Source organism: Paenibacillus sp. HB172176 (genome assembly GCF_011947265.1).
Classification (GTDB): domain Bacteria; phylum Bacillota; class Bacilli; order Paenibacillales; family Paenibacillaceae; genus Pristimantibacillus.
The window spans coordinates 104,915-128,042 of sequence record NZ_JAATHD010000011.1; the positions used below are offsets into that span (position 1 = coordinate 104,915).

Here is a 23,128-nt window from a genome sequence, read left to right on the forward strand (position 1 = left end):
GGTAAGCATGCATGACAAATACATCAAGCTCCAGGGCATTCTGAGAGAAATGGAGTCCCTAGTGGTGGCGTTCTCCGGAGGAGTGGACAGCACCTTTCTTCTCGACACAGCCGTGAAAACGCTGGGCAGAGATCGTGTATTGGCTGTTACAGCGGATTCGGAAACCTATCCGACCGAGGAGCTGGAGGAAGCCAAGAAGCTCGCGGAGCAAATCGGAGCGAATCACCGGGTTATCGAAACCTCAGAGCTATCTATTCCCGGCTATAAGGAAAACAACGCGAATCGCTGTTATTTCTGCAAACAAAGCTTGTTCGAGCATTTGGCGCCGTTTCTAGCCGATGGACAATATAAGTATATTGTATACGGACTGATTGCGGATGATATGAACGAGCATCGTCCCGGCATGAAAGCGGCCAAGGAGCATGGCGTCAGAGGGCCTCTTCAGGAAGCCGGCTTGTACAAGGAAGAGATCCGCGACCTGTCTCGAGAGCAGGGACTGCCTACGTGGAGCAAGCCGTCCTTCGCTTGTCTCTCTTCGCGCATTGCGTACGGGGAGACAATTACGATCGAGAAGCTTGGCCGGGTCGGAGAAGCGGAGCGTTATATCCGGTCGCTCGGCTTCGGTCAGGTTCGCGTAAGAAGCCATGGCGACATGGCAAGAATTGAAGTGGAGCCGGACGCGATGGCGGAGCTGCTGAAGGCTGCGGATCGCATATCCGAGCGTTTGAAATCGCTCGGTTATGTCTACGTATCGATGGATCTGACCGGCTATCGCAGCGGCAGCATGAACAAGGCGCTGCAGCATGGAGGTGCGACGCAATGAACGAATTCGAGGATATGGGCTTCGCGAAGCTTGATGTAGGACGAGAGGAACGCACGGGTTTTCCCGAGATTGTCTTCGGTCTCGGGAAGACCGTGGACCAGGTGGAGGTGATCTTCTCGCGTCTCGCCGAGGTGCACGGCAGAGCGCTTGTGACAAGGGCCTCGCAAGAGATGGCGGACAGGGTGGCGCTGCGTTATTCCGACGCCCGCTATGATGCGGCATCCCGCCTGCTCTCGCTTGGCGGAGAGGAACGCAAGCTTCCCGGCAAGGTTGCCGTGCTGACCGGCGGCACATCGGATATTCCCGTTGCGGAAGAAGCCGCCGGCACGGCGGAATGGATGGGCTGCGAGGTGGATCGCATCTATGATGTCGGAGTCGCGGGCATCGAGCGCCTGCTCAGCCACAAAGAACGCATCCGTGAGGCTTCCGTCATCATCGCGGTAGCGGGAATGGAGGGCGCGCTTGTCAGCGTGGTCGGCGGTTTTGCACGCAGGCCGGTCATTGCCGTGCCTACCTCGGTCGGCTATGGGGCTAATTTGCAAGGCGTCACGACGATGCTCGCCATGTTGACGTCCTGCGCTTCCGGCGTATCGGTCGTCAATATCGACAACGGCTTCGGCGCTGCATTCCAAGCGGCGACGATTCTTCAATTGGTAGCGGAGGGCTCTTAGGTATGAGGAAAATCTATCTCGACTGCATCTCCGGCATTGCGGGAGACATGACGTTATCCGCTTTGGTCGATCTCGGCGCGGATCCCGATTATGTAATCGGGCAATTGAAGCAGCTGCCGATCGACCCATTCACGATGGCGTTCGAAACCGTAGATCGGCGCGGCATAACGGCCAAATGGCTGAAGCTGGACTTCGAGCAGGATCATGAGCATGAACATGTGCAAAGCCATAGTCACGCGCACGAGCATACACACACGCATTCACATCATCATGAACATCATGATCACGAGCTTTCACATGCGCATGATCATTCTCATACACACGATCATAGTCATGATCATAGTCACACGCATGAGCTTTCTCAAGCACATGAAAACAACCGCGACGATCATTCTCATGCACATAACCATGCGCATAATCATGGACACTCACACTCGCATGACCACGGTCATACGCATGACCACAATCATTCGCTTGACCATGGCCATGCGCACGAGCATAGTCACTCGCATTCCCACGCTCACTCGCATGAGCATCGCAGAGCATCGGATATTCTCGACATGATCGCGGCGTCCGGGCTGCCTGAGCGCGTGAAGGAGAGAAGTCTCGCGATCTTCCGGCTTATTGCCGAGGCGGAGGGCAAGATTCATGGCATGAATCCCGCGGATGTTCATTTCCACGAAGTAGGGGCGATGGATTCGATCCTCGACATTATCGGCGTCTGCCTGGCGCTCGAGAATCTGAACATAGGATCCATCATCGTATCCCCCGTACCTACGGGCGAAGGCAGACTTCGCATGGCGCACGGTTTATACCCGATTCCGGCGCCGGCTACCGCTGAGCTGCTTCGCGGCATTCCGCTGTCGACTTTCACAGCCAAGGGAGAGCTGACGACGCCGACAGGCGCCGGCATCGTGAAAGCTCTGGCGACCGGCTTCGGCTCCATGCCCGCCGGCACGATAGAACGCATCGGCTACGGCGCGGGAACGAAGAACTTTGAACATCCGAACGTGGTCAGGGCGGTCTTATTCGAGGCCGAACAATCCTTTGCCGCCAGCGCGTCGGCAACCATTCCCTCATCGCACTCCACGACGCAGCGCGAGAAAATTTTTATACTCGAGGCGCAAGTGGATGATTGCACGGGAGAAACGCTTGGACACGCGATGGACGAGCTGCTGTCGGCGGGAGCGCTTGATGTATTCTACACGCCCGTGTATATGAAGAAGAATCGTCCCGGAATCTTGATTACCGTATTAAGCGATGAAGGGAAAAGAACCAAACTGGAGGATATTCTGCTTCTCGAGACCTCCACAATCGGCGTCCGGAGCAGCGAGTGGCAGCGGCGGGCATTGCAGCGCAAGTGGATGGAAGTGAACAGCCGCTACGGTCCGATTCGCGTGAAGCAAGCGCTCGATGGCGATCGATTGCTTCGGCAATCTCCCGAGTATGAGGATGCTGCGGCAGCCGCGCGAGCGCATGGCGTCTCGCTTGAAGCGGTATACCAGGAAGTCTACAGAAATCTATAGTTTCATGTTTCACCGCACATATGGAATTTTCAAATTTAACGTTCAGAGGAGTTGAGCAAAATGACCGAAGCAACTGCAATCCGCAAGGCGGAGCTGCGCGAAACGGTGCAGCGGCTTGCCGCATCCATGCCGGTTACCGATATGCACACCCATCTGTATGCGCCCGAATTCGGCGAGCTGCTGCTATGGGGAATTGACGAGCTGCTAACGTATCATTATCTAATCTCGGAGTCGTTCCGCTGGTCCGACCAGGAATACGAGAAATTCTGGTCGCTAAGCAAGAGGGAGCAGGCGGATCAAATTTGGCAAGCCCTTTTCCTCGACCATTCTCCGGTCAGCGAAGCGGCGAACGGTTTCATCACCATACTGGATCGCTTGGGCATGGATATATCTTCCCGTAATCTCGATGATTACCGGAAGGCCTTCGCGGAGAAGTCGACGGAGGAGCAAGTGGATGCGGTGATGCAGATCGCCGGCGTCGAGAAGATCGTCATGACGAACGACCCGTTCGATGCGGTTGAGCGAAAGGTCTGGGAGGCTGGAAACGGCAAGAAAGACAAGAGATTCTTCGCGGCGCTTCGCGTCGATACGCTTCTGAATGATTGGCCAACGGCCGTTAAGGAGCTTCAAGCGCTCGGCTACGGGGTTGAGACGTCCTGGACGGATCGCACGAAGGAAGAGGCTCGCCGCTTCCTGAACGAATGGATTGTTCGCATGGACGCCCTGTATCTCGCCGTTTCGATGCCCGGCGATTTCGTCTATCCGGCCGAGGATCATCGCAGCAAGATGATCGACGAGGTTATGATACCCGTCTGTCAGGAGCGCAGCATTCCATTCGCTCTTATGATCGGCGTCCGCAGACGGGTTAATCCTGGTTTGTCACTTGCCGGAGACATGAGCATGCGCTCGGATGTGTCGGCAGTGGAAGCTTTATGCCGCCGTTATCCGGACCAGAAATTCCTGATTACGATGCTGGCGAGGGAAAATCAGCATGAACTGACCGTTCTGGCGCGCAAGTTCCGCAATTTGATGGTATTCGGCTGCTGGTGGTTCCTTCATATTGAATCGATGGTCGAGGAAATGACGAGATTCCGTCTTGAGTTGCTTGGAACGGCCGTCATTCCGCAGCATTCGGATTGCCGCGTCTTCGAGCAGCTCATCTACAAGTGGGAGCATTCGAGACGTATTATCGGCAATGTGCTGGCAGATAAGTACGAGCGCCTGCAGGACAGCGGCTGGCAAGTAACGGAAGATGAAATCAAACGCGATTTGAATGATCTCTTCCATCAAAACTTCTGGCGGTTTTTGGGCAGAAACCAATAGATTCGACGCGACGCGACCGATAACAGGCAATGTTTAATGATATTTTCGATACCGAACCTCTCGTTTCCACTGGGAACGAGAGGTTCTCTTCGTATATTTGTGCCAAAAAGCGGCATTCCCTGTGCTAACGGAACCCAGCGCGCGCTTATTCCACTCATCATAGGGAGATATGGTGTGTTGACGATGGCAAGCAACGATGCGCCTCCCCGACCCAAAATCTAACAATCTGAGTGCGAATATATAAATTCTGACATAGTAATGGAATTTGATTATCAGTATAATAATTGAATGATGAGCTGAAAACGCTAACATTTAGAGGGAGGACGTATCTGACTGCGAACGCAAAAATCGCAAGTTTGCTCCAAGGCTAAGGAAAAGAAGGAGGATGGTCATGATGCATTGGAAGAGGGGACGCAGAGAAGGGGAAACCTTCCGAAGATCGGTATTCGTCAAGCTGATGTTGTCCTTCATGTGTATCTTGTTTATTCCTGTTATTATTGGAAGTCTGTTGTACAACAAGATGGAGCAAGCGATGATCGAAAACGCGAACGAATCCAATCAAACCCTGCTTCAGAAAGCGCGGCTGACCTTGGACAATCGAATGTACGAAATCGATCAGCTGGCTTCTCAAATTACGCTGGATCCGACTTTGCAAATTCTCATGTACGGCGAATCCGATCACGAGAATCTGGATGAATACAAATATATCGAATTTATAAAAGGCTTTAAGCGTTACCGCAATTTGAGTCCTTTCATTGATGATTATTATATTTATTTGAAGGAGCCGGACCGAATTCTGACAAGGACGATCAAGACGGACTCGGATATGTTCTTCAATCATATCGAGCTGTATCAAAACCGAACGTCCAAAGAAATGGTGGACCTATTGTCAACCTATCATATGAAAACATTTCTCCCTTCCGAGCCCGTACAATACGGCTTGAAGCAGCGGAATATGATCTCGGTCGTAACCTCGCTGCCGATGGGGGATGCGACGGATGTGAAGGGCTCTTTCGTCGTATTGATCGACGAGTCGGAAATTCTTAACCTGCTCAGGGAAGCGGATCAGCGGGCGGCGAATTATTTTATTCTGAACGATCAGAATCAATTGATCAGCTCGACGGAGCCGGATAACGGCTTTACGGCTTCTATCGCTTCGAAGCTGAACGGGGCGGTGGGCAACTTCTCGATGCGGACCGAGGACGGCGAGATGATGATCTCGTATCGGAAGTCGATGCAGAATAACTGGACTTATATCTCGGTGCTGCCGAAGGACGTTCTCATGGCGAAAGTGAATGAAGTGAAGTCATTGGCTTTGCTGCTTGTGTTCATTTGCTTCGCTGTGGGCATGTCGCTGGCGTATTATTTCGCCTACAAGAATCATCGGCCAATCAGGGAAATCATCCATGCGATCAAGAAGGGCAAAAATTTGGGAGGCGTGCGCATCCGCAATGAATTCGATTTCATCAGGGACGAGCTGATGACCTCAATCGACGAAGAGAAAACGATGCGGGGCCTGCTGTCGCAGCAATCCGCCGTTATTCAATCGGATTTTATCGGCAGGATGATGAAGGGCTACGTGGACACGCGCTCTCTGACCGAGCAGGATTTCGAGTTTATGAACGTGCGCTTCAAGCACGCCCATTTCGGCGTCATTCTTCTGCAGATCGAGGATTGCCGCAGATTTATGAAGGGCGAATCCGAGCGCGAATGGACGCTGATGCGGTTCATTCTTATTAATCTCAGCAAGGAACTGCTTGACGACTACGGCTATGCAATCGAAATGGACAGGGATCGAGTAGGCATTCTGCTTAATTATCCGTTATCGAAGACGGGCGCGGGGAATGAGCTGCATCAACGTCTGCAGCAGTTGCAAACGCAGGTGGAGCAGAAATTCCTGTCGAGCATCACTATAGCGGTCAGCAGCCTCAGCGAAGGGATGAATGGAATCGCCGGGGCTTACGCGGAGGCGGTGATGGCGCTGGAATACAAGCTTTTGCCCGATCAGAGCGTCATCATCTATTACGAGGCGATCAAGAATACGGAGCATCATTATTATTACTATCCGATCGAAACGGAAACCCAACTGATGAATTACGCCAAGAGCGGCGATTACCAGCAAGCGTCCAAGGTTCTGGATCAGGTGTTCCAAGCGAATTTCCAGACCCGAGCCATATCGCCGGAGATGGGGAAGAGCCTGTTCATGGAATTGATGAGCACGGTGATGAAGCTGTTCAACGTTTTTCACCTGGATGAGAAGCAATTTCTGGATGGCGAGCTGGATCCTGTGAAGTGGATGACGAAGATCGGCAACGCCGAGAAAATGCTGGAGAAGCTGAAGAGCATGTATGAGATCATATGCCGGAAGGCGGAGGAGAACAGAACCGATCACGGAGATGCGCAATTTTTGAAAATACAAGCCTATATTGAAGAGCATTTCGCCAGCAACGAGCTAAGTCTGACGAGCATTGCTGAATATTGCGGATTGAATCCCTCTTATTTGTCAACCTTCTATAAGAAGCACAGCGGGCAAAATTTGACCGAGGTCATTACAGGGTTGCGAATTAAACAAGCCAAAGCATACTTGGCGGAGGGCGCTCTAACGATTTCGCAAATCGCCCAGCAGGTCGGCTTCACCAATGACACCGGACTGATCCGAGTTTTCAAAAAAACAGAAGGCATTACGCCGGGCAAATATCGTGAAATGGTGGAGCCTCAAAGCTCGTAAAACCGCATAAAATAAGGGCTTTCTTGAAGAATGACGGTCCATCTAAAGATTGGATAGCCCCAAATCTAGCATTGTAATAGCCTCTCTAAAGGATTAGCCGTATTCAAATTCATGCCGCAGCCTATACGATGGAAACAAGCCAATCAGGCTGCATCATCATTTAAAGATGAGAGGGGATTGTTACACGTATGAATGGAAAACGCGGAAAAGCATGGATGAAGTCGGTGTTCGTTATGATTTGCCTGCTGGCGGTCATTACGGCGGGATGCTCCAGCAACAACAATAATAATGGAGGCAAGCAAAACGCTGAAACAACGAAGCCAAGCTCAGACGCTGGCACGACAGGAGAGGCGACCGTACCGGATTATCCCGCTTCCTTGTCTTATTGGGTAGAGCTTAACCCGAACGCGGCGGCTACCATGGCCAATCTGGGAGAAAGCAAGTTGTACCAGCAATTGGAGAAGGAGACGGGAACAAAAGTTGAGTTCACCCATCCTTCGGGAGAAGGCTCGCAGATCGACGAGCAATTCAATCTGATGCTTGCATCCAAGAAACTGCCGGATGTGATAGAGAGAAACTGGCTGACGGTGTCGCGCGGTCCGGACGACGCAATTAAATCGGGCACCATTCTTCGCTTGAATGAATTAATTGATCAGTACGCACCGAATTTGAAAGCTTATCTGGAAGAGCATCCAGAGATTAAGAAGATGATCTCTACCGATGAAGGGAATATCTATTCCTTCCCGTTCATTCGCGGCGACGAGAAGCTGATGGTATTCTACGGTCCGATTATTCGCAAGGATTGGCTGGACAAAGCGGGTCTTGAGGTTCCGACCACGATCGACGAGTGGGAGACGATGCTGCTGAAGTTCAAGGATATGAACGGCGGTCAGGCTCCATTCTTCCAAACCTTGTCCGACACTGGAATTGGTAACGCATTCATTGGCGCTTACGGCATTCCGCTTGAATTCTATAATGACAACGGCACTGTGAAATACGGCTCTGAGCAGCCTGCGTACAAGGAATATCTGACGCTTATGAACCGTTGGTACAAGGAAGGCATTCTCGATCCGGATTTCGCCGCAATGGACACGCAATTGCGCGATTCAAAGATCACGACGGACAAGACGCTTGCCTTCGTCAGCTACACGGGAAGCGGCATCGGCAAATATATGGGGCTGAAAAAAGATGATCCAAGCTTCGAGCTGATTTCCGCGCCTTATCCGACTCTGAACAAAGGTGAAGACGCCGTCTGGGGACAACGCGACTTCCCGTATACGGGCATTGGAGCGGCCATTACTTCCGCCGCCAAAAATCCGGAACAAATCGTAAGATGGCTGGATTATGCTTACGGACCAGAGGGTCACAATCTATTCAACTTCGGCGTTGAAGGCGATAGCTTCACGATGCAGAACGGCGAGCCGACCTATACCGATGTCATTATGAACAATCCTGACGGCTTGCCGATTACGCAAGCGATGTCGCAATACATTCGCGCATCCTATAACGGACCGTTCGTGCAGGATCGCGGTTATATCGAGCAATATTTGGCGCTTGACTCCCAGAAGGAAGCTCTTGTGAATTGGGAGAAAGCGGGCACAGACATGAAGATGCCGCTCGTTACTCTGACTTCGGATGAAGGCCGCAAGGTCGCTTCGATCATGACGGATCTGAAGGTATACCGTGAAGAGATGATGCTGAAATTCATTATGGGCTCCGAATCGCTGGATAAATTCGATGACTATGTGAAGACTCTGAAGTCGATGGGCATTGACGAAGTCGTGAAGATTGAACAAGACGCGCTGGATCGCTTCAATAAGCGCTAACGCTGACGCTTTCCCGCGCCGGACCTTGAACAGTTCGGCGCGGACTTTCCAAGCGGCTTACAGAGAGGAGTATGCACATGGCAGTCATTAGAAGCGAGCAGGCGGAGACAACAGGTTCAGCATCCATTCGCGCGACTGGCGAATTAAGCAGCAGCGCATTGAAGAAGTTAAGCTTCGGTCATCGCGTGCGCAAGGATTTCTACAAGAATAAGCTGATTTATCTCATGCTGAGTCCGGCCGTCATTTATTTCGCGCTCTTTCATTACGGCCCGATGTATGGCATGCAGATTGCCTTCAAGGATTATTATGTGAATGACGGGTTTCTCGGAAGCCCATGGATCGGTTTCGATAATTTCAAAGAATTCTTCGGAAGCTTTTACTTCTTCCGCATCTTGAAGAATACGGTTCTTCTCAGCTTATTGAGCTTAATCTTCGCCTTTCCGGCGGGCATTGTGCTCGCGCTATTGCTCAATGAGGTTAGAAACAGCAAGTTTAAGCGGGCTGTGCAGACGATCACGTATATGCCCCATTTTATCTCTCTTGTCGTCGTTGTCGGCATGATGTTCGACTTTCTGGCAAGAGACGGCCTAGTGAACAATATCATTACGAGCCTGATCGGCACCGAGCCGGTTGCCTTCATGAGAGAGGCATCCTGGTTCCGAACCTTGTATATCGGCTCCGGCATATGGCAGAACATCGGCTGGGGCTCCATTATATATTTGGCCGCCATATCAACGATCGATCCTTCCATCTATGAAGCGGCGAAGATTGACGGCGCGAGCCGCTGGAAGCAGACCTGGAATGTTACCTTGCCGGGAATAGCGCCAACGATTATTATTCTGTTCATTCTGAACATCGGACAGCTAATGACCGTCGGCAGCGAGAAGATCCTGCTTATGTATAATCCAATTACGTACGATACTGCTGATGTTATTGCCACTTACACGTATCGCAAAGGAATATTGGAGACGAATTACAGCTATGCGGCAGCGGTTGGCATGTTCAATGCGTTAATCAGCTTTACCTTGCTCATCATCGCGAACACCATTTCGAAGAGGATGAGCGAGACTAAATTATGGTAAGGAGGCGCAGTGATGAAGCAGACAACCGGTGAACGCATTTTTGGCTACTTCAATGTGGCGGCCCTATGCTTGCTGTCCTTGGCGGCCTTATATCCTCTCGTCTATGTGCTGTTCGCTTCCTTCAGTGATCCCGGACAGTTGGTGCAGAACAGAGGCTTCCTCTTATACCCGAAGGGCTTCGATGCGGAATCGTACCGAATGGTGTTCAAAAATCCCAATATAGGCACTGCGTATTTGAATACTGTGTTCTATGTCGTTGTAGGAACTGCGATCAATATCGTGTTGTCCGCCATGGCGGCTTACGGTTTGTCGCGTCGGGATGTGATGTGGAAGAATGTCATCATGTTCGGAATCGTGTTCACGATGTTCTTCGAAGGCGGTTTGATTCCAACCTTCCTGCTTGTCAACAATCTCGGCCTGCTGGATACCCGCTGGGCGATCATCATTCCAAGCGCGATCTCCGCGTTCAATCTCATCATTATGCGCACGGCGTTCCAGGCCATTCCGGTCGAGATTGAGGAGTCGGCGAGACTCGACGGTGCGAATGATTTCCGCATTTGCTGGTCCATCGTCTTCCCGCTGTCCATGCCGGTCATCGCCGTTATGCTGCTGTTCTACGGTGTGTCACACTGGAATTCGTGGTTCTCGGCGATGATCTATCTGCAGGATCGCGGACTGTTCCCGCTGCAGCTCATCTTAAGAGAGATTCTGATCTCGAACGACACATCGGATATGCTAACCAGCGTCTCCTCCGGCGATCAGATGCCGATCGGGCAGACGATCAAATACGCTACCATCATCGTGGCGACGATTCCGATTCTGTGCGTCTATCCATTCCTTCAGAAATATTTTGTCAAAGGGGTTATGATCGGCGGGGTGAAGGGGTAGCATATTGCAGCAAATAACAGCTTCAAGCCATAATAGTGGTCAATAGTGAAAGCGGATTGTTCATTGCTCGTATACCTTCCTCGGAAATCTTCACCTATAATGGGCTTCAATTGATCGAACAGGATTAATCTTGTTCGATCTTTGAGCTTGTTAAGTGAATTTATAAGGGAGAGGATGACGAGAGATGAGCAGAAGGTATGTGAGAATCGCGATGAGAAGAAGCATGGCAATGCTGCTTGCGGCGGCCGTGTTATTCAGCGCGATGTCAGCTCTGTTCCCGGCAGTGAAGGTTGAAGCAGGCGCTGCCTCAGGAACTATTTATTATGTAGACGCAACATCGGGAGATGACAGCAATTCGGGAACGAGCGAAGGGGAGGCGTGGAGGACGCTTGCCAAAGTAAGCGCATTCACCTTTCAGCCCGGCGATTCTATACAGTTGAAAGCGGGAGAAAAATGGGAAGGCGAGCAGCTCTGGCCCAAAGGGTCGGGAGCGGAGGGCGCTCCTATCGTCATAACAAGCTATGGCAGCGGCGACAAGCCAGTCATCGCAAGCAATGGCGCATTCGATGACGCGGTTAAGCTGTTCAACCAGGAATATTGGGAGATCCATAACCTGGATGTTTCCAATGAGGTGCCTGCAACCAGCGTGCCGGGCGAAAATCTGGGCGATTTCCGCGGCATCCATGTCTCTGGCAACAATAGCACGCAGCTCGATTACTTCCGCATTGTGACGGTCGATGTGCATGATGTGACGGGAGAGATTAACTGGATTAGCGGCACGCAGCCCAATCCGCCGCAGCCGGGCATCCGGTTCAAGACGGGCTGGGACAATTCGAAGAAAACAGGCGGCATCGTATTCGATACGACTGTGCCGGATATCTTCAATCCGCCAAGTCAAGCGACAGTGATTAATGATGTCGTGATCGAGCAGTCCACGATCAAGAATACTTCGTTCGCCGGCATTATCTTCAAGCAATATACAGGCGACGGCAAGGATGAAAACGGCAATACCATTGCAACGGCGACCGGCTGGGGAGAACGGGCGAATGGATCGGATCCCGATTTCACCCCGCATACGAATATCGTTATTCGCAATAACTACATTACGCAAGAGGGCACGGCTTATGGGTGCAACGGCATGTATCTGACTAATATTCGCGGCGGCCTGGTGGAGCATAATGTCGTGTACAGGGCGGGAACTTCGGGGATTGAAGCCTATTACGCCGATGCGATTACGATTCAATACAACGAAGTGTACGAGACGCAGCAGAAGGCGGGCGGGGCGGATTCCAACGGCATCGATCCCGACAAAGCGACGACGAATATTGTCATTCAGTACAACTATATTCATGATAACGGCGACGGCGTATTGATCTGTCAATTCTCATTCGGCGATACGATCATTCGTTATAATGTCATCAAGAGTAACACGAGATATCCGATCTACCTGCATTCGGATGCCAAAGCGATTGCGGAGGTCTATAACAATACGATCTATAACGACAAGAGCAATTATTTGATGTATGGCTATGGAAGCTCGTTGAATGCGAAGTACAATATTCGCAACAATAATATCTATTCAACGAAAGCCAATGCGGTCTTAACCGTGAGCGATACGATTGTTTATGAAAACAACAACTATTATGGAGCCGCTCTTCAGATTCCTTCTGTCGATACGAAAGCGCTGCAGGCGGATCCTAAATTCTCAAGCATAAGTCCGGGTCCCTCAGGCACAGAAGAGACGGGCCCGCAATTAAATGCCATTCTCGGCCTGCGTTCGCAATCAGGATCCGTGCTGGTAAATGCCGGTCTGGTGATAGATGCAAACGGAGGAGAAGATTACACAGGCAATCTGCTGTATAACGGAGCGCCGGATATTGGAGCTTTCGAATATTACACCGAAGAAGCAAGCTTGACGGAAGCCATCAGCGGGAAAATTATGGATGGCTCTGGCAAGGCGGTCGGCGGCGCGACAGTAAGCCTGACGGTGAATGATTCGGTTTATTCAGCGGCAAGCGACGCCAAGGGCTACTATGTCATCAGCGATGTTCCATTCGCTGACGATGTGGAATTGACGGCTTCGAAAACAGGTTATGCAAGCGCAAGCGCGCCTGTATCCATCGCTTTCGGCAATATGACGATGCAGGATCTTGTTATCACCTCAGAGAGTCCGTATGGCTCAGTGACGGGTCAACTTCTGGACGACAAAACGAATCCGCTCGCGGGAGCAACGGTATACGTCATGTACGACTCGGAAATTTTGGCATCGGGTCAAACGGACGAGACAGGAAGCATTAGCCTATCCGAGGTTCCAATCGGGGACAATTATGTCATTAAAGCGGTGAAAGCGGGTTATCGCGATGCTCTGCTCGAGAATGTGACGGTTACGCCGGCAAGCGTAACGAATATTCATGAATTGCTGCTGGCAAGCAAAGCTCCCGAGTCGTTATTCGATTATACATTCGACAATTTGGCGAGCGGCAATCTGGCAACCGGGGATGGCTTGACGATCAGTACCTCCGGGGGCAAGCTCGAGGTTGTCGAAACGCCTGACGCGGATAATAAGAGCGCCAAGCTGACTCGTTCCTCGAACAGCGGAAGCACAGCCTTGTCGCGTTCTTTCGACGAGCCGCTGAAGGGCATTGTTACCGTTGAAGCGGATGTTATGCGCGATGATCCTTATGTGTCGGGCAACAATTGGATCAGCTTGCCTTATATTTACGGAAGCGGGAGCAGCACCTCTCCGGGCGTCAGCTTCTCGTTCAGCAAGAACAAGATTCATGCTTACAAAGGCTCATCGGACAATGAATTGATGAGCTACGAGCTTGAAAAGTGGTATCATGTGCGGATTGTGATCAACACGGTCAGCCAATATTTCGATTTATTCATTGACGGCGAGCAATATGTCGACAATGCCGCATTCCGCAGAGACATGCAGGATATTGTGAGAATCGATTTCTATGCCAACAGCTCGAACTACGGCAGCGCCTATATCGATAATTTCAAAGTGACGCAGGGCGAGGCGTATTCCAAATATGATGCGACATTGTCCGATCTTGTCAGCGATGCTGGAGCATTGACGGCTGTGGACGAATCCAGCTATGTAATTGAAGTGCCCGCAGAGACCCAAAGCATCGCATTAACGCCTACGGCAAGCAGTCCGAATGTCAGCGCCATTGCAGTCGGCGGGGAGGCAGTCGCCAGCGGATCAGCATCGGCGGCAATTCCTCTGACTGAGGATCAAACGGTCATTACGGTACAAGTGACGGCAGAGGACGGAGCGACGGTCAAGACCTATACGGTTACAGTGAACCGGATCTCGCCGCTGCTCGATTCTACGCTCAAAGACATTGCGCTGAGCAACGGTGAATTGACGCCGGCATTTGCAAAAGACGTGACAGCGTATGAGGTGACATTGCCGTTTGCCGTAGAGGAGCTAATTGTTACGCCTGAGGCAAGCTACGCGCAAGCCGATATTGAGGTGAACGGACATTCCGTCGCCAGCGGTCAAGCTTCGCCCGCGCTGCCGCTGTCAGAGGGAGACAATAATATCGAGATTGTCGTCGTTTCCGCGGATGGCACCGCTAATACGACCTACACGTTAAACGTGCATCGGGATGCAAATCCTGACACCGGAGGCGACAACGGTGGTGACACTGGCGGCGACACTGGTGGTGACACCGGCGGTGACACTGGCGGCGACACCGGAGGCGACAACGGTGGTGACACTGGAGGCGACACTGGAGGCGACACTGGCGGTGACACTGGAGGCGACACTGGCGGCGACACCGGAGGGGACACTGGAGGCGACACCGGAGGCGACATCGGCAACGACAATAACGGCAACACAGAAACGCCTTCGTCCCCAGAGCAACCGTCCGACAGCTCGATTATTAAGCTGGCAGCCGGAATCGACGGCTCCGCGGTTATTTCCGCCGAGGCCTTCGATCAAGCCATGCAAGCCGCGACGGCGGATCAAGCCGGCATCAAGCAGATTCAAGTGAAGGTAGAAGGAGAGGCTGGCACAAAGGGTTATCGCGTGAGCTTTCCTGTCTCAGCACTGTCCAATACGGATCATGCCGCAGCAATCACCTTGGACTCGCCGCTCGGAACCTTGCTTCTAAGTGATCAGATGCTTAGCGGCATGAAGCTCGAGAGCGACGAGATTGAGCTTCGCGTATCCGGGCTGTCTACAGCTTCGCTGAACGAGGAAGCTGGGGACAAAATCGGCGGGCGCCCCGTCATTAATCTCGAGCTGTACGCCGGTGGCAAGCTGATTCATTGGAGTAATCTTGATGCGAAGGTAACAGTTACGATTCCATATTCGCCGACAGAGGAAGAGCATCAGAGCATCGAGCATCTTACCGTGATGTATGTGGACGAGAACGGGAATATGGTTCCCGTGTCGAATGCCCATTATAATGAGCTTCTCGGCGGCGTGACCTTCACAACTTATCATTTCAGCACGTACGCCATCATCTTCGACCAGAAGAGCTTTCAGGATTTGAACGGCGTTGAATGGGCTCGCAAGGCCATTGAAGTTCTTGCCGCGAAAGGCGTTGTTCGCGGAGTAGACGAAGCGAATTTCAATCCGCAATCGTCCGTGACCAGAGCCGATTTCATCGTATTGCTGGCTCGTTTGCTAGGATTAGATGGTGATGCTCCAAGCGGATTTCAGGATGTGCTGCCAACTGATTATTATTATGATGCGGTGAATAGCGCGAAGGCTCTTGGCATCGTAGAGGGCACAGGACAGAATAGCTTCCAGCCGCAAGCGTTCATTACCCGCGAGGATGCGATGGTGCTGGTCGCCAGAGCGATGACTGCCATGAAGTCTCCGCTGGAAGCATCCGAGCTGTCTTCGGAAGCTTACGCGGATATAGCCGATATCGCCCAATATGCGCTGGACAGTGTGGGGTCCCTCGTGCATTCCGGCATCATTTCCGGCTATGACAACGCCATTCATCCCAAGGATAAGCTGAGTCGAGCGGAGGCGGCCGTTATGTTCTACAAGCTGCTTCAAACGCAATAAAACCGAATCTCATAAATGGTACGCGAAGAAACCCGGGCAGCCTCTGCTCGGGTTTCTTTCGTTGCCTTATTGTATGTATGAAATTTCAATAGTAATGAATGCTTGCGACTGTAGCGGACATATTCGAGGCTGTCGATTCATTGTGAACAGTCTCATAAAAAAGCGCCGAATGACATGCTGACGGACAGAGATGCGCTTATTCCCATCAAAAATCATCATTTGTCATTTTAAACGGACACCAGCGCTCTTATTTGTAACAAATCGAGGAAAAAAAGAGTGTATCCCACACAATAAGGTCTCTCATGTCCGCCAAAATGGAAAATCCCCGAATTTTAGCCGAATAAGGTCTCTCATGTCCATTAGAGCAAGCGAATGTTGAAAAACACTGTCTAAGAGGACGAAAAGTCCGTTAGAACAAGTGACTTTTTTCAAAGGACGCCGTCAGGCGTTCTTCCCAAAGACGAGTGTGAGAAAGTGAAAGAACTTGATTCATTGCGCAATGTAAGCTCCTCGAATTGCCCGATATAATACAACTATCGACAGTATACAAGAGATCATCTACAAGAATAAGGAGTTGGACTTAGCAATGAAAGACACCGCCATACAACCCAAAGTCCCTATGGCGAAGACGCCGGGCAAGAAGCCGCGTTTCTTCAGCAAATGGGAATCGCCGCTGGCAGGCTATCTGTTCCTCTCGCCATGGCTGATCGGATTCCTGCTTCTGACGCTTGGTCCAATCGCAATGTCGTTCTACTATTCCTTCACGGATTACTCGCTCCTCGATAAGCCCGGCTGGGTAGGAATGAGCAATTACAAGCATATCCTGACGGAGGACGATACCTTCCGCGATTCGATTAAAGTAACGCTGCTCTTCGTCTTGTTCTCCGTGCCGCTCAAGCTTATTTCCGCTTTGGCGGTAGCGATGGTGCTGAATCGGAGGATCAAGGGAATTTCCTTCTACCGCACGATGATTTATTTCCCCTCGCTGATTGGCACGAGCATAGCGGTATCCATTCTGTGGAAAAACATCTTCAGCAAAGATGGCGTTATCAATCAAATTCTCTCGGTATTCGGCATTGAAGGGAAGGCATGGATCGCCGATCCCGATACGGCGCTTGGCACGTTGGTGCTGCTAGTGGCCTGGCAGTTCGGCTCGGCCATGATTATCTTCCTCGCCGGACTGAAGCAAATCTCGAAGGATCTATACGAAGCGTCCTCGGTCGACGGCGCAAGCAAGATGCGGCAATTTTTCACCATCACGCTTCCGATGCTGTCGCCGATCATTCTGTTCAACTTTGTTCAGCAGACGATCAATTCCTTTCAGATGTTCACGCAAGCCTTCATCATTACCAATGGCGGACCGATTAACTCCACTTATGTGTATGTGATGTACTTGTACGAGCGCGCCTTCTCGAAATTCCAGATGGGCTACGCTTCATCGCTAGCCTGGATCCTGCTTGCGATCATAGCCGCCGTCACCGCCGTCATATTCGCAACATCGAGGTACTGGGTCTTCTACGAAACGCAAGGAGGGAAAGGCAAGTGAGCAATTACAAACGCTGGTCCGCGCATGGCATTCTGATCCTGGCAAGCGCGATCATGATGTATCCCGTATTTTGGTGGCTCGGGGCCTCTTTCAAGACCAATGACGAGATGCGTTCGCCCAGTCTGTTCCCGGACACGCTTCACTGGTCCAATTATTCGGATGGCTGGGTGTCGGTTCCCAACTACCATTTCGGTCTGTTCTATCTCAACACCTTTGAATTAATAGCAGGCGTGTTATTCACGAGCGTCATCTCCTGCAGCCTGGTGGCCTTCGCCTTCGCGAGATTGGATTTTCCTTTCCGCAAAATTTGGTTCGCGATTCTGCTCGTCACGCTCATGCTTCCGACCCAGGTTACGATCGTGCCGCAATATGTGCTATTCAATAAGCTGAACTGGATCAATACGTATCTGCCTTTCTATATTCCGCATTTGCTCGCGGGAGGCATCGGAGGACCGTTCTTCATCTACCTGCTCGTTCAGTTCATTCGGTCCATTCCTCGCGACCTCGATGAATCGGCCAAGATCGATGGATGCTCATGGTTTGGCATCTACTGGAGAATCATCATTCCGCTGACCAAGCCCGCTCTGGTTACGGTGGCGATCTATTGCTTCCTGTGGAACTGGGATGATTTCTTCGGCCAACTGCTCTACATTAATACGGTTGACAAATATACGGTTAACCTGGCGTTGAAGCTATTCATCGATTCCCAGGGCACAATTCCATGGGGAGAAATGCTGGCCATGTCGCTGCTTAGCGTTGTGCCGGCGGTTGTAATCTTCTTCCTCGCTCAGAAGCACTTTGTGGAAGGTATTGCTTCGGGAGCATTAAAAGGGTAACATTTGTAGACAAGGGGAAGCTGCTCCATTGGACGCAGCTTTCTTTCTTCGTTTCACCACTTGTAAATAAAGCTACGGGAGCGATGAAGCCATGCTTCAAAATCCATTTAAAACCTATCGAATCAGCGCGGTGTTCTTCTTCGGCTCGGCGCTTATCATAACGCTGTTGATTGGCTTGTTGATCATGATCGGCTATAACCGAACCTCCGATCAGATCGAGCAGAATACATCGTATTATCAGCAGCAGCTTCTTAACGAGCTCAGCAAGAAGATGAATACGAGCCTGATCGGCGTGGAGCAAACCTCGAACACGGCCGCCAAGAGCTTCGATCTTCTGTACGCCAGATTGCAGGAAGGAGACGCATACGAGAAAGCGCGGCTGCAATCCGAAATTCGGGATCAGATGAATTATGTGGTGTTCGGAACGACGATTCTTCAGTCCATCCATATCTATTCGAGCTATCCCTTTACAACGGACCGCCAAGGACCGGTCGCCTTTCTGCCAATGAGCAGGGTGAGCGAAGAGCCATGGTATGGCGTTATTCAGGATACGGACAGCGAATGGCTGCCCGAGCATGTCATAGAGACGAATTCGGGTGAAGAAGCGGTCATCAGCTTCGCCCGGAAGGTGTTCAACAACAGCAACCAGTTCTACAGTCTCATGGTATTCAACATCAAGGTATCTGATTTCAAGCAGCTAATTTCCTCGGAGGATAATTCGAGCAATAGAGGCTTGCTGGATGCCGCGAACAAATTGCTTACTCATTCCGGGAATGGCGAGCTGCTGATACAAGCTGCGGCGGCGCTTGCGGACGAGATGAAGAAGCCCAGCGGTTCCTTGCGAGTCGGCAATCAATTCTATGTATGGGCGAAATCGCCCGATTCCCGCTGGACCTTGATTGAAGCGAATTCCTGGCTGGAGATGACGGAAGGCACGCGGCATACGGCAAGGCTATTCCTTATTCTTGGCGCTACGACCATCTTGCTTGTCTTCCTCCTAACGCTGTCTCTTTCGAGCCGCTTCATGAAGCCGATGAACCTGCTGCTTCGTGCGATGGATCAATACGCAATCGGGGAGAAGAAGCAGGTTCCCGGAGATTACTCCAATGAATTCGGACGCTTATTTGACGGTTACCGGCGGTTGACAGAGAGAATCGAGGAGCTGTACGCTTCTTTGAAAATTCAGCATCAAAGGCAAAGGGAAGCGGAATTAAAATCGCTGCAAATGATGATTAATCCTCATTTCATCTATAATACGCTCGATCAGATTAATTGGATGGCGATAGAATCGAAGCAGAATCAAGTGAGTCAGATGCTGACCGAGGTCGCGGGCATGTTCCGGCTGGCGCTCTCGAATACGGACAGCTTGGTGACCGTGAAGGAAGAGCTTGCCCATACGGAATGTTACTTGCGCTTTCAGAAGGTGAGATGGGAGGATCGACTGTCCTATTCCATCGAGGTGGAAGGAGATGCATGGCAGGAGCCCATTCCGAAAATTATCCTGCAGCCCTTTATCGAAAACGCGTTTATTCACGGCTTTCATGGCATGTCGCGGGCGGAGCTTCGAATCCGTATTTGGCGGCAGGAGCAGGAGCTTCACATTCTTATCGTGAACAACGGTAAGGCGTTGGACGAAAATTGGCGCAGCAAGCCTCGCAAACGGGGCGGCTATGGTCTTAAGAACGTGCAAGAGCGACTGGAGGCCTTGTTCGGCGATGATTACACGATGGAGATGAGAAATCGAAATGGGGAAGATTCGGGCGTGGAAGCGTGGATTTCATTCCCTTTGAATAAGATTTCCAATGAGGAGAAGGGACGGACGGACAATGTGGAAAATCGCGATCATTGACGATGATTTTCAAGTGCTGAGAGGGCTTAGGAGCATTATTCCGTGGGAAGAGCTCGACGCCGAATTCGTAGGAGATGCGATAGACGGGGAGCATGGTCTCGAGCTTGTTCGGAAGCAGGAGCCCGATATCGTCATTACCGACTTGTATATGCCTGGCATAAGCGGCATCGACATGATTCAACAGCTGCGTTCCGAGAACAGGAATTGCCGATTCATTATTCTTAGCGGCTATACGGATTTCGAATATGCCAGACAAGCCATTCGCTTGGATGTTGATGATTACTTGAACAAGCCCATTACCATTGATCAGCTTCGGAAGGTGCTTCTGGGCACCATACAGCAGCTCGAGGAGACATATCTGGAGAAAATGGAGAAGACGGAGCTGCTGCATTCCTTGCGAAATTACGAGCTGATGCGTTCAGAAGAACAAATTGCGGGACTTCTGACCGGGAAAGTGGATCAGTTGCCGTCCGATCTTGAGTTGCCCGGTCAACCGGAGTGGTGGCATGCCATGGACCAGCAGGTTCTTCTGCTTGAACTCGTGAAGACGGAGAGAGTGTCCCATATCTCGATTGCCGATTGGCATTTGTTCCGTTTCGCGATGTCGAATGTGATTGAGGAGCTGCTCGGGCAAGAATGGCCCCAGTCTCATTTCTCGTGGTTGTACGGCCCGATTTCTGCGGTTGTGCTGCACATGAAACGGGAAGAACTCGATGAAGCTCTTGAGTCGCGCATAGAGGCATTAAGCGAGAAGCTGATTGACACCATGAATCAGTTTCTTAAGCTGAAGGTCGCCATAGGTGTAGGAAGCCGACAGGCCCGGCTTGCCGGGCTGAAGGAATCGGCGGATCGCGCGCTCGAGGATTTGCATGAATGGCGAAGCCCTGCCGCCCTCCAACTGGTGGATGTTATCGCACAAGCTCTGGACAAATCGAGCGAAGAGGAGCTTTGGCAATCGCTAATGCAATATATTTCGCAATGGGAGAACGTCGACGGGGCGGAGGACGGGGTTATTATCTATAAGGTGTTGGCCGCCGAGCTGACCGCGCTGTTCTTGTACGCGGTGGAACGTACGGGGTTGCGGATGGACGAGCAAGCGGAAGGCGCCTTGTATTCGCAGCCGGATACCGTAATCAACCGGGGAGATCTGGAGGGTTATTTGCAGGCAATGATCAGGCGCGTGCAACGGACACAGAAGCCCGTGATTGCTCATAAGCACAGGGCGGCAGTGGATACGATGATACAATATATTCACGAGAATTACGCGAGCGACATTACGCTCGACGAGCTTGCCGGACAGCTGTTCATATCCAAAAACTATCTCAACCAACTATTCAAAAAGGTGACCGGCGAAACCTTTATGAACTATGTCATTCGCGTGCGCTTGGAGAAGGCCAAGTCGCTCTTGCTCGAAGGAGACTTGCTGATCTATGAGGTGGCGGAGCAAGTGGGCTACCAGAACGTTCCTTATTTCAGCACGCTGTTCAAGAAATATTGCGGCGTGAATCCAAGCGAATTGCTGAAAAAATAAGCGATAATCCGCTCCTTTTACAAATAGTGAAAGAAGAGTGTTCGATTCTCTCCTATACCGCAAACGTCTCAGGAGCTACGATGGAATTGCGAATAACGCACTAACTCGAGAGGGGCAAATGGAATATGAAAAAGAAATGGATGACCGCCGCATTGGCGCTTGTTACAGCAGTATCGCTCAGCGCATGCGGCAACAACGGAAACAATGGGGGCAATGAAGACAACAACAACGCGGCTCAGAATTCGGCATCGCCCGAACAATCTTCCGCGGCTTCAAACGATCCCGTCAAGCTGCGCATCGCATGGTGGGGCTCGCAGGAACGCCACGACGCGACGCAGAAGGCTCTCGAGCTATACACGGAACAGCATCCGAACGTCACCTTTGAAAGCGAATTCTCGGGCTGGGACGGCTATTTCGACAAGCTGGGCGTGCAGTTCTCGGCCAAAAACGCTCCGGATATTATTCAGATGGACGCTGCGTATTTGAATGAATATGTAGGAAGAAACCTGCTTGCCGATCTGGACAGCGTGGACGTGTCCCAGATGGACAAAGCCTTGATCGAATCGGGCAAGGTGAACGGCAAGCTTTATGCGATGCCGCTTGGCAGCGCGGCGTTCGGCATGGTCGTAGACAAAGCGGTCGTGGAGAAGCTGGGGCTGGAGGTTCCTGATTTCGGCTGGACCTGGGACGATTATTACAAGTTCGGAGAAGAGGCGAAGGCGAAGCTTGGCAAGGACAAATACGTGTTCGTGGATCAAAGCTCCGACCTCTACGATTATACCGCTTATCAGCTCAGCATGGGCAAGGGACAAGTATTCACAGACGGCAAGCTGACCATCGACAAGGATACCTGGATCGCCTACATGACGAAGCAGAACGAGCTTCGCGAAGCGGGCATTATTACGCCTGCGGACATGACCGTAACGGACAAAGAGCTTGACCCGAAGATGGACAGCGTCGTGAACGGCAACGCGCTGGCGCGTCATATCTTCTCCAATCAAGTAGGCTCCATCAGCGGCCTCAAGCCGGATTCCTTCTCCTTCATGTCGCTTCCGAAGGGCTCGGAGACAGGCGGCTGGCTGAAGCCGGGCATGTTCTGGAGCGTAAATGCGGGATCGAAGAACGGAGAGGAAGCGAAGAAATTCGTCGAGTGGTTCATTAATAACGAAGATGCGGCGGAGGTGCTGGGCTTGTCACGCGGCATTCCGGGCAACGCAAAAATCGTGGAAGGCCTGCAGGCCAACTTCAGCGATGCGGATAAAACATCGCAGGAGTTTATTAACAAGGTCGCGCCTGACGCTCAAAATTTCGTAGCGGAGCCGCAAGGCTGGGGCAATTTCAAGAAGGATTACAAGACCGTCGTCGAAAAGTTAATGTTCAATAAGTCGACTCCGGAGCAAGCGTACGAGGAGCTGATGAAGAAGGCTGACGAATACGCGGACGCACAGAAATAAGAATTGGCAATTA

Annotated in this window: 14 protein-coding genes; all 14 read left to right on the top strand. The window is 51.5% G+C overall.

Annotated features, from left to right (window positions below; all coding sequences use genetic code 11):
* The first annotated feature begins 7 nt into the window (after positions 1-7).
* The 14 genes from larE to HFP08_RS15840 all read left to right on the top strand — a co-directional run bounded on the left by larE (position 8) and on the right by HFP08_RS15840 (position 23,115).
* Complete coding sequence (gene larE / locus HFP08_RS15775) at positions 8-823, top strand: ATP-dependent sacrificial sulfur transferase LarE (protein WP_168121557.1); 816 nt, start codon at positions 8-10, stop codon at positions 821-823.
* Positions 820-1,494 carry a nickel pincer cofactor biosynthesis protein LarB gene (larB, locus tag HFP08_RS15780; protein WP_168121558.1) on the top strand — a complete coding sequence of 225 codons (675 nt, stop codon included), beginning with the start codon at positions 820-822 and terminating at the stop codon, positions 1,492-1,494. Before larE ends, larB begins: the two co-directional genes overlap by 4 nt.
* Positions 1,495-1,496: 2 nt before the next feature.
* Positions 1,497-3,020, top strand: a complete 1,524-nt coding sequence (larC, locus tag HFP08_RS15785) for a nickel pincer cofactor biosynthesis protein LarC (protein WP_168121559.1) — start codon at positions 1,497-1,499, stop codon at positions 3,018-3,020.
* A gap of 60 nt (positions 3,021-3,080) precedes the next feature.
* Positions 3,081-4,343, top strand: coding sequence for a glucuronate isomerase (locus tag HFP08_RS15790; protein ID WP_168121560.1), 1,263 nt, complete (start codon positions 3,081-3,083; stop codon positions 4,341-4,343).
* A gap of 391 nt (positions 4,344-4,734) precedes the next feature.
* The gene (locus HFP08_RS15795; protein ID WP_168121561.1) at positions 4,735-7,071 is read left to right on the top strand and encodes a helix-turn-helix domain-containing protein; all 2,337 of its coding nucleotides are present in this window, start codon (positions 4,735-4,737) and stop codon (positions 7,069-7,071) included.
* A 188-nt stretch (positions 7,072-7,259) separates the two neighbouring features.
* Positions 7,260-8,897 carry an extracellular solute-binding protein gene (locus HFP08_RS15800; protein WP_240941453.1) on the top strand — a complete coding sequence of 546 codons (1,638 nt, stop codon included), beginning with the start codon at positions 7,260-7,262 and terminating at the stop codon, positions 8,895-8,897.
* Positions 8,898-9,121: 224 nt separating this feature from the next.
* The gene (locus HFP08_RS15805; protein WP_240941472.1) at positions 9,122-9,979 is read left to right on the top strand and encodes an ABC transporter permease; all 858 of its coding nucleotides are present in this window, start codon (positions 9,122-9,124) and stop codon (positions 9,977-9,979) included.
* A 12-nt stretch (positions 9,980-9,991) separates the two neighbouring features.
* Positions 9,992-10,867: a carbohydrate ABC transporter permease gene (locus HFP08_RS15810; protein WP_168121563.1), complete on the top strand. Its 876-nt coding sequence runs from the start codon at positions 9,992-9,994 to the stop codon at positions 10,865-10,867.
* A 184-nt stretch (positions 10,868-11,051) separates the two neighbouring features.
* The gene (locus tag HFP08_RS15815; RefSeq protein ID WP_168121564.1) at positions 11,052-15,899 is read left to right on the top strand and encodes an S-layer homology domain-containing protein; all 4,848 of its coding nucleotides are present in this window, start codon (positions 11,052-11,054) and stop codon (positions 15,897-15,899) included.
* Between the two features lie 586 nt (positions 15,900-16,485).
* Entirely contained in the window at positions 16,486-17,445 is a 960-nt protein-coding gene (locus HFP08_RS15820; protein ID WP_168121565.1) for a carbohydrate ABC transporter permease, read from the top strand.
* Positions 17,446-17,498: 53 nt separating this feature from the next.
* The gene (locus HFP08_RS15825; protein WP_168121618.1) at positions 17,499-18,281 is read left to right on the top strand and encodes a carbohydrate ABC transporter permease; all 783 of its coding nucleotides are present in this window, start codon (positions 17,499-17,501) and stop codon (positions 18,279-18,281) included.
* Positions 18,282-18,372: 91 nt separating this feature from the next.
* Complete coding sequence (locus tag HFP08_RS15830) at positions 18,373-20,130, top strand: sensor histidine kinase (RefSeq protein ID WP_168121566.1); 1,758 nt, start codon at positions 18,373-18,375, stop codon at positions 20,128-20,130.
* Positions 20,108-21,661, top strand: a complete 1,554-nt coding sequence (locus HFP08_RS15835) for a response regulator (RefSeq protein ID WP_168121567.1) — start codon at positions 20,108-20,110, stop codon at positions 21,659-21,661. Before HFP08_RS15830 ends, HFP08_RS15835 begins: the two co-directional genes overlap by 23 nt.
* 125 nt (positions 21,662-21,786) lie before the next feature.
* The gene (locus tag HFP08_RS15840; RefSeq protein ID WP_168121568.1) at positions 21,787-23,115 is read left to right on the top strand and encodes an ABC transporter substrate-binding protein; all 1,329 of its coding nucleotides are present in this window, start codon (positions 21,787-21,789) and stop codon (positions 23,113-23,115) included.
* The last annotated feature ends 13 nt before the right edge of the window (positions 23,116-23,128 follow it).

What these genes read in the sequence shown, in the direction of transcription:
- larE (WP_168121557.1), top strand. Translation starts at nt 8, where the DNA reads ATGCATGACAAATACATCAAGCTCCAGGGCATTCTGAGAGAAATGGAG.
- larB (WP_168121558.1), top strand. Translation starts at nt 820, where the DNA reads ATGAACGAATTCGAGGATATGGGCTTCGCGAAGCTTGATGTAGGACGA.
- larC (WP_168121559.1), top strand. Translation starts at nt 1,497, where the DNA reads ATGAGGAAAATCTATCTCGACTGCATCTCCGGCATTGCGGGAGACATG.
- HFP08_RS15790 (WP_168121560.1), top strand. Translation starts at nt 3,081, where the DNA reads ATGACCGAAGCAACTGCAATCCGCAAGGCGGAGCTGCGCGAAACGGTG.
- HFP08_RS15795 (WP_168121561.1), top strand. Translation starts at nt 4,735, where the DNA reads ATGATGCATTGGAAGAGGGGACGCAGAGAAGGGGAAACCTTCCGAAGA.
- HFP08_RS15800 (WP_240941453.1), top strand. Translation starts at nt 7,260, where the DNA reads ATGAATGGAAAACGCGGAAAAGCATGGATGAAGTCGGTGTTCGTTATG.
- HFP08_RS15805 (WP_240941472.1), top strand. Translation starts at nt 9,122, where the DNA reads ATGCTGAGTCCGGCCGTCATTTATTTCGCGCTCTTTCATTACGGCCCG.
- HFP08_RS15810 (WP_168121563.1), top strand. Translation starts at nt 9,992, where the DNA reads ATGAAGCAGACAACCGGTGAACGCATTTTTGGCTACTTCAATGTGGCG.
- HFP08_RS15815 (WP_168121564.1), top strand. Translation starts at nt 11,052, where the DNA reads ATGAGCAGAAGGTATGTGAGAATCGCGATGAGAAGAAGCATGGCAATG.
- HFP08_RS15820 (WP_168121565.1), top strand. Translation starts at nt 16,486, where the DNA reads ATGAAAGACACCGCCATACAACCCAAAGTCCCTATGGCGAAGACGCCG.
- HFP08_RS15825 (WP_168121618.1), top strand. Translation starts at nt 17,499, where the DNA reads ATGATGTATCCCGTATTTTGGTGGCTCGGGGCCTCTTTCAAGACCAAT.
- HFP08_RS15830 (WP_168121566.1), top strand. Translation starts at nt 18,373, where the DNA reads ATGCTTCAAAATCCATTTAAAACCTATCGAATCAGCGCGGTGTTCTTC.
- HFP08_RS15835 (WP_168121567.1), top strand. Translation starts at nt 20,108, where the DNA reads ATGTGGAAAATCGCGATCATTGACGATGATTTTCAAGTGCTGAGAGGG.
- HFP08_RS15840 (WP_168121568.1), top strand. Translation starts at nt 21,787, where the DNA reads ATGAAAAAGAAATGGATGACCGCCGCATTGGCGCTTGTTACAGCAGTA.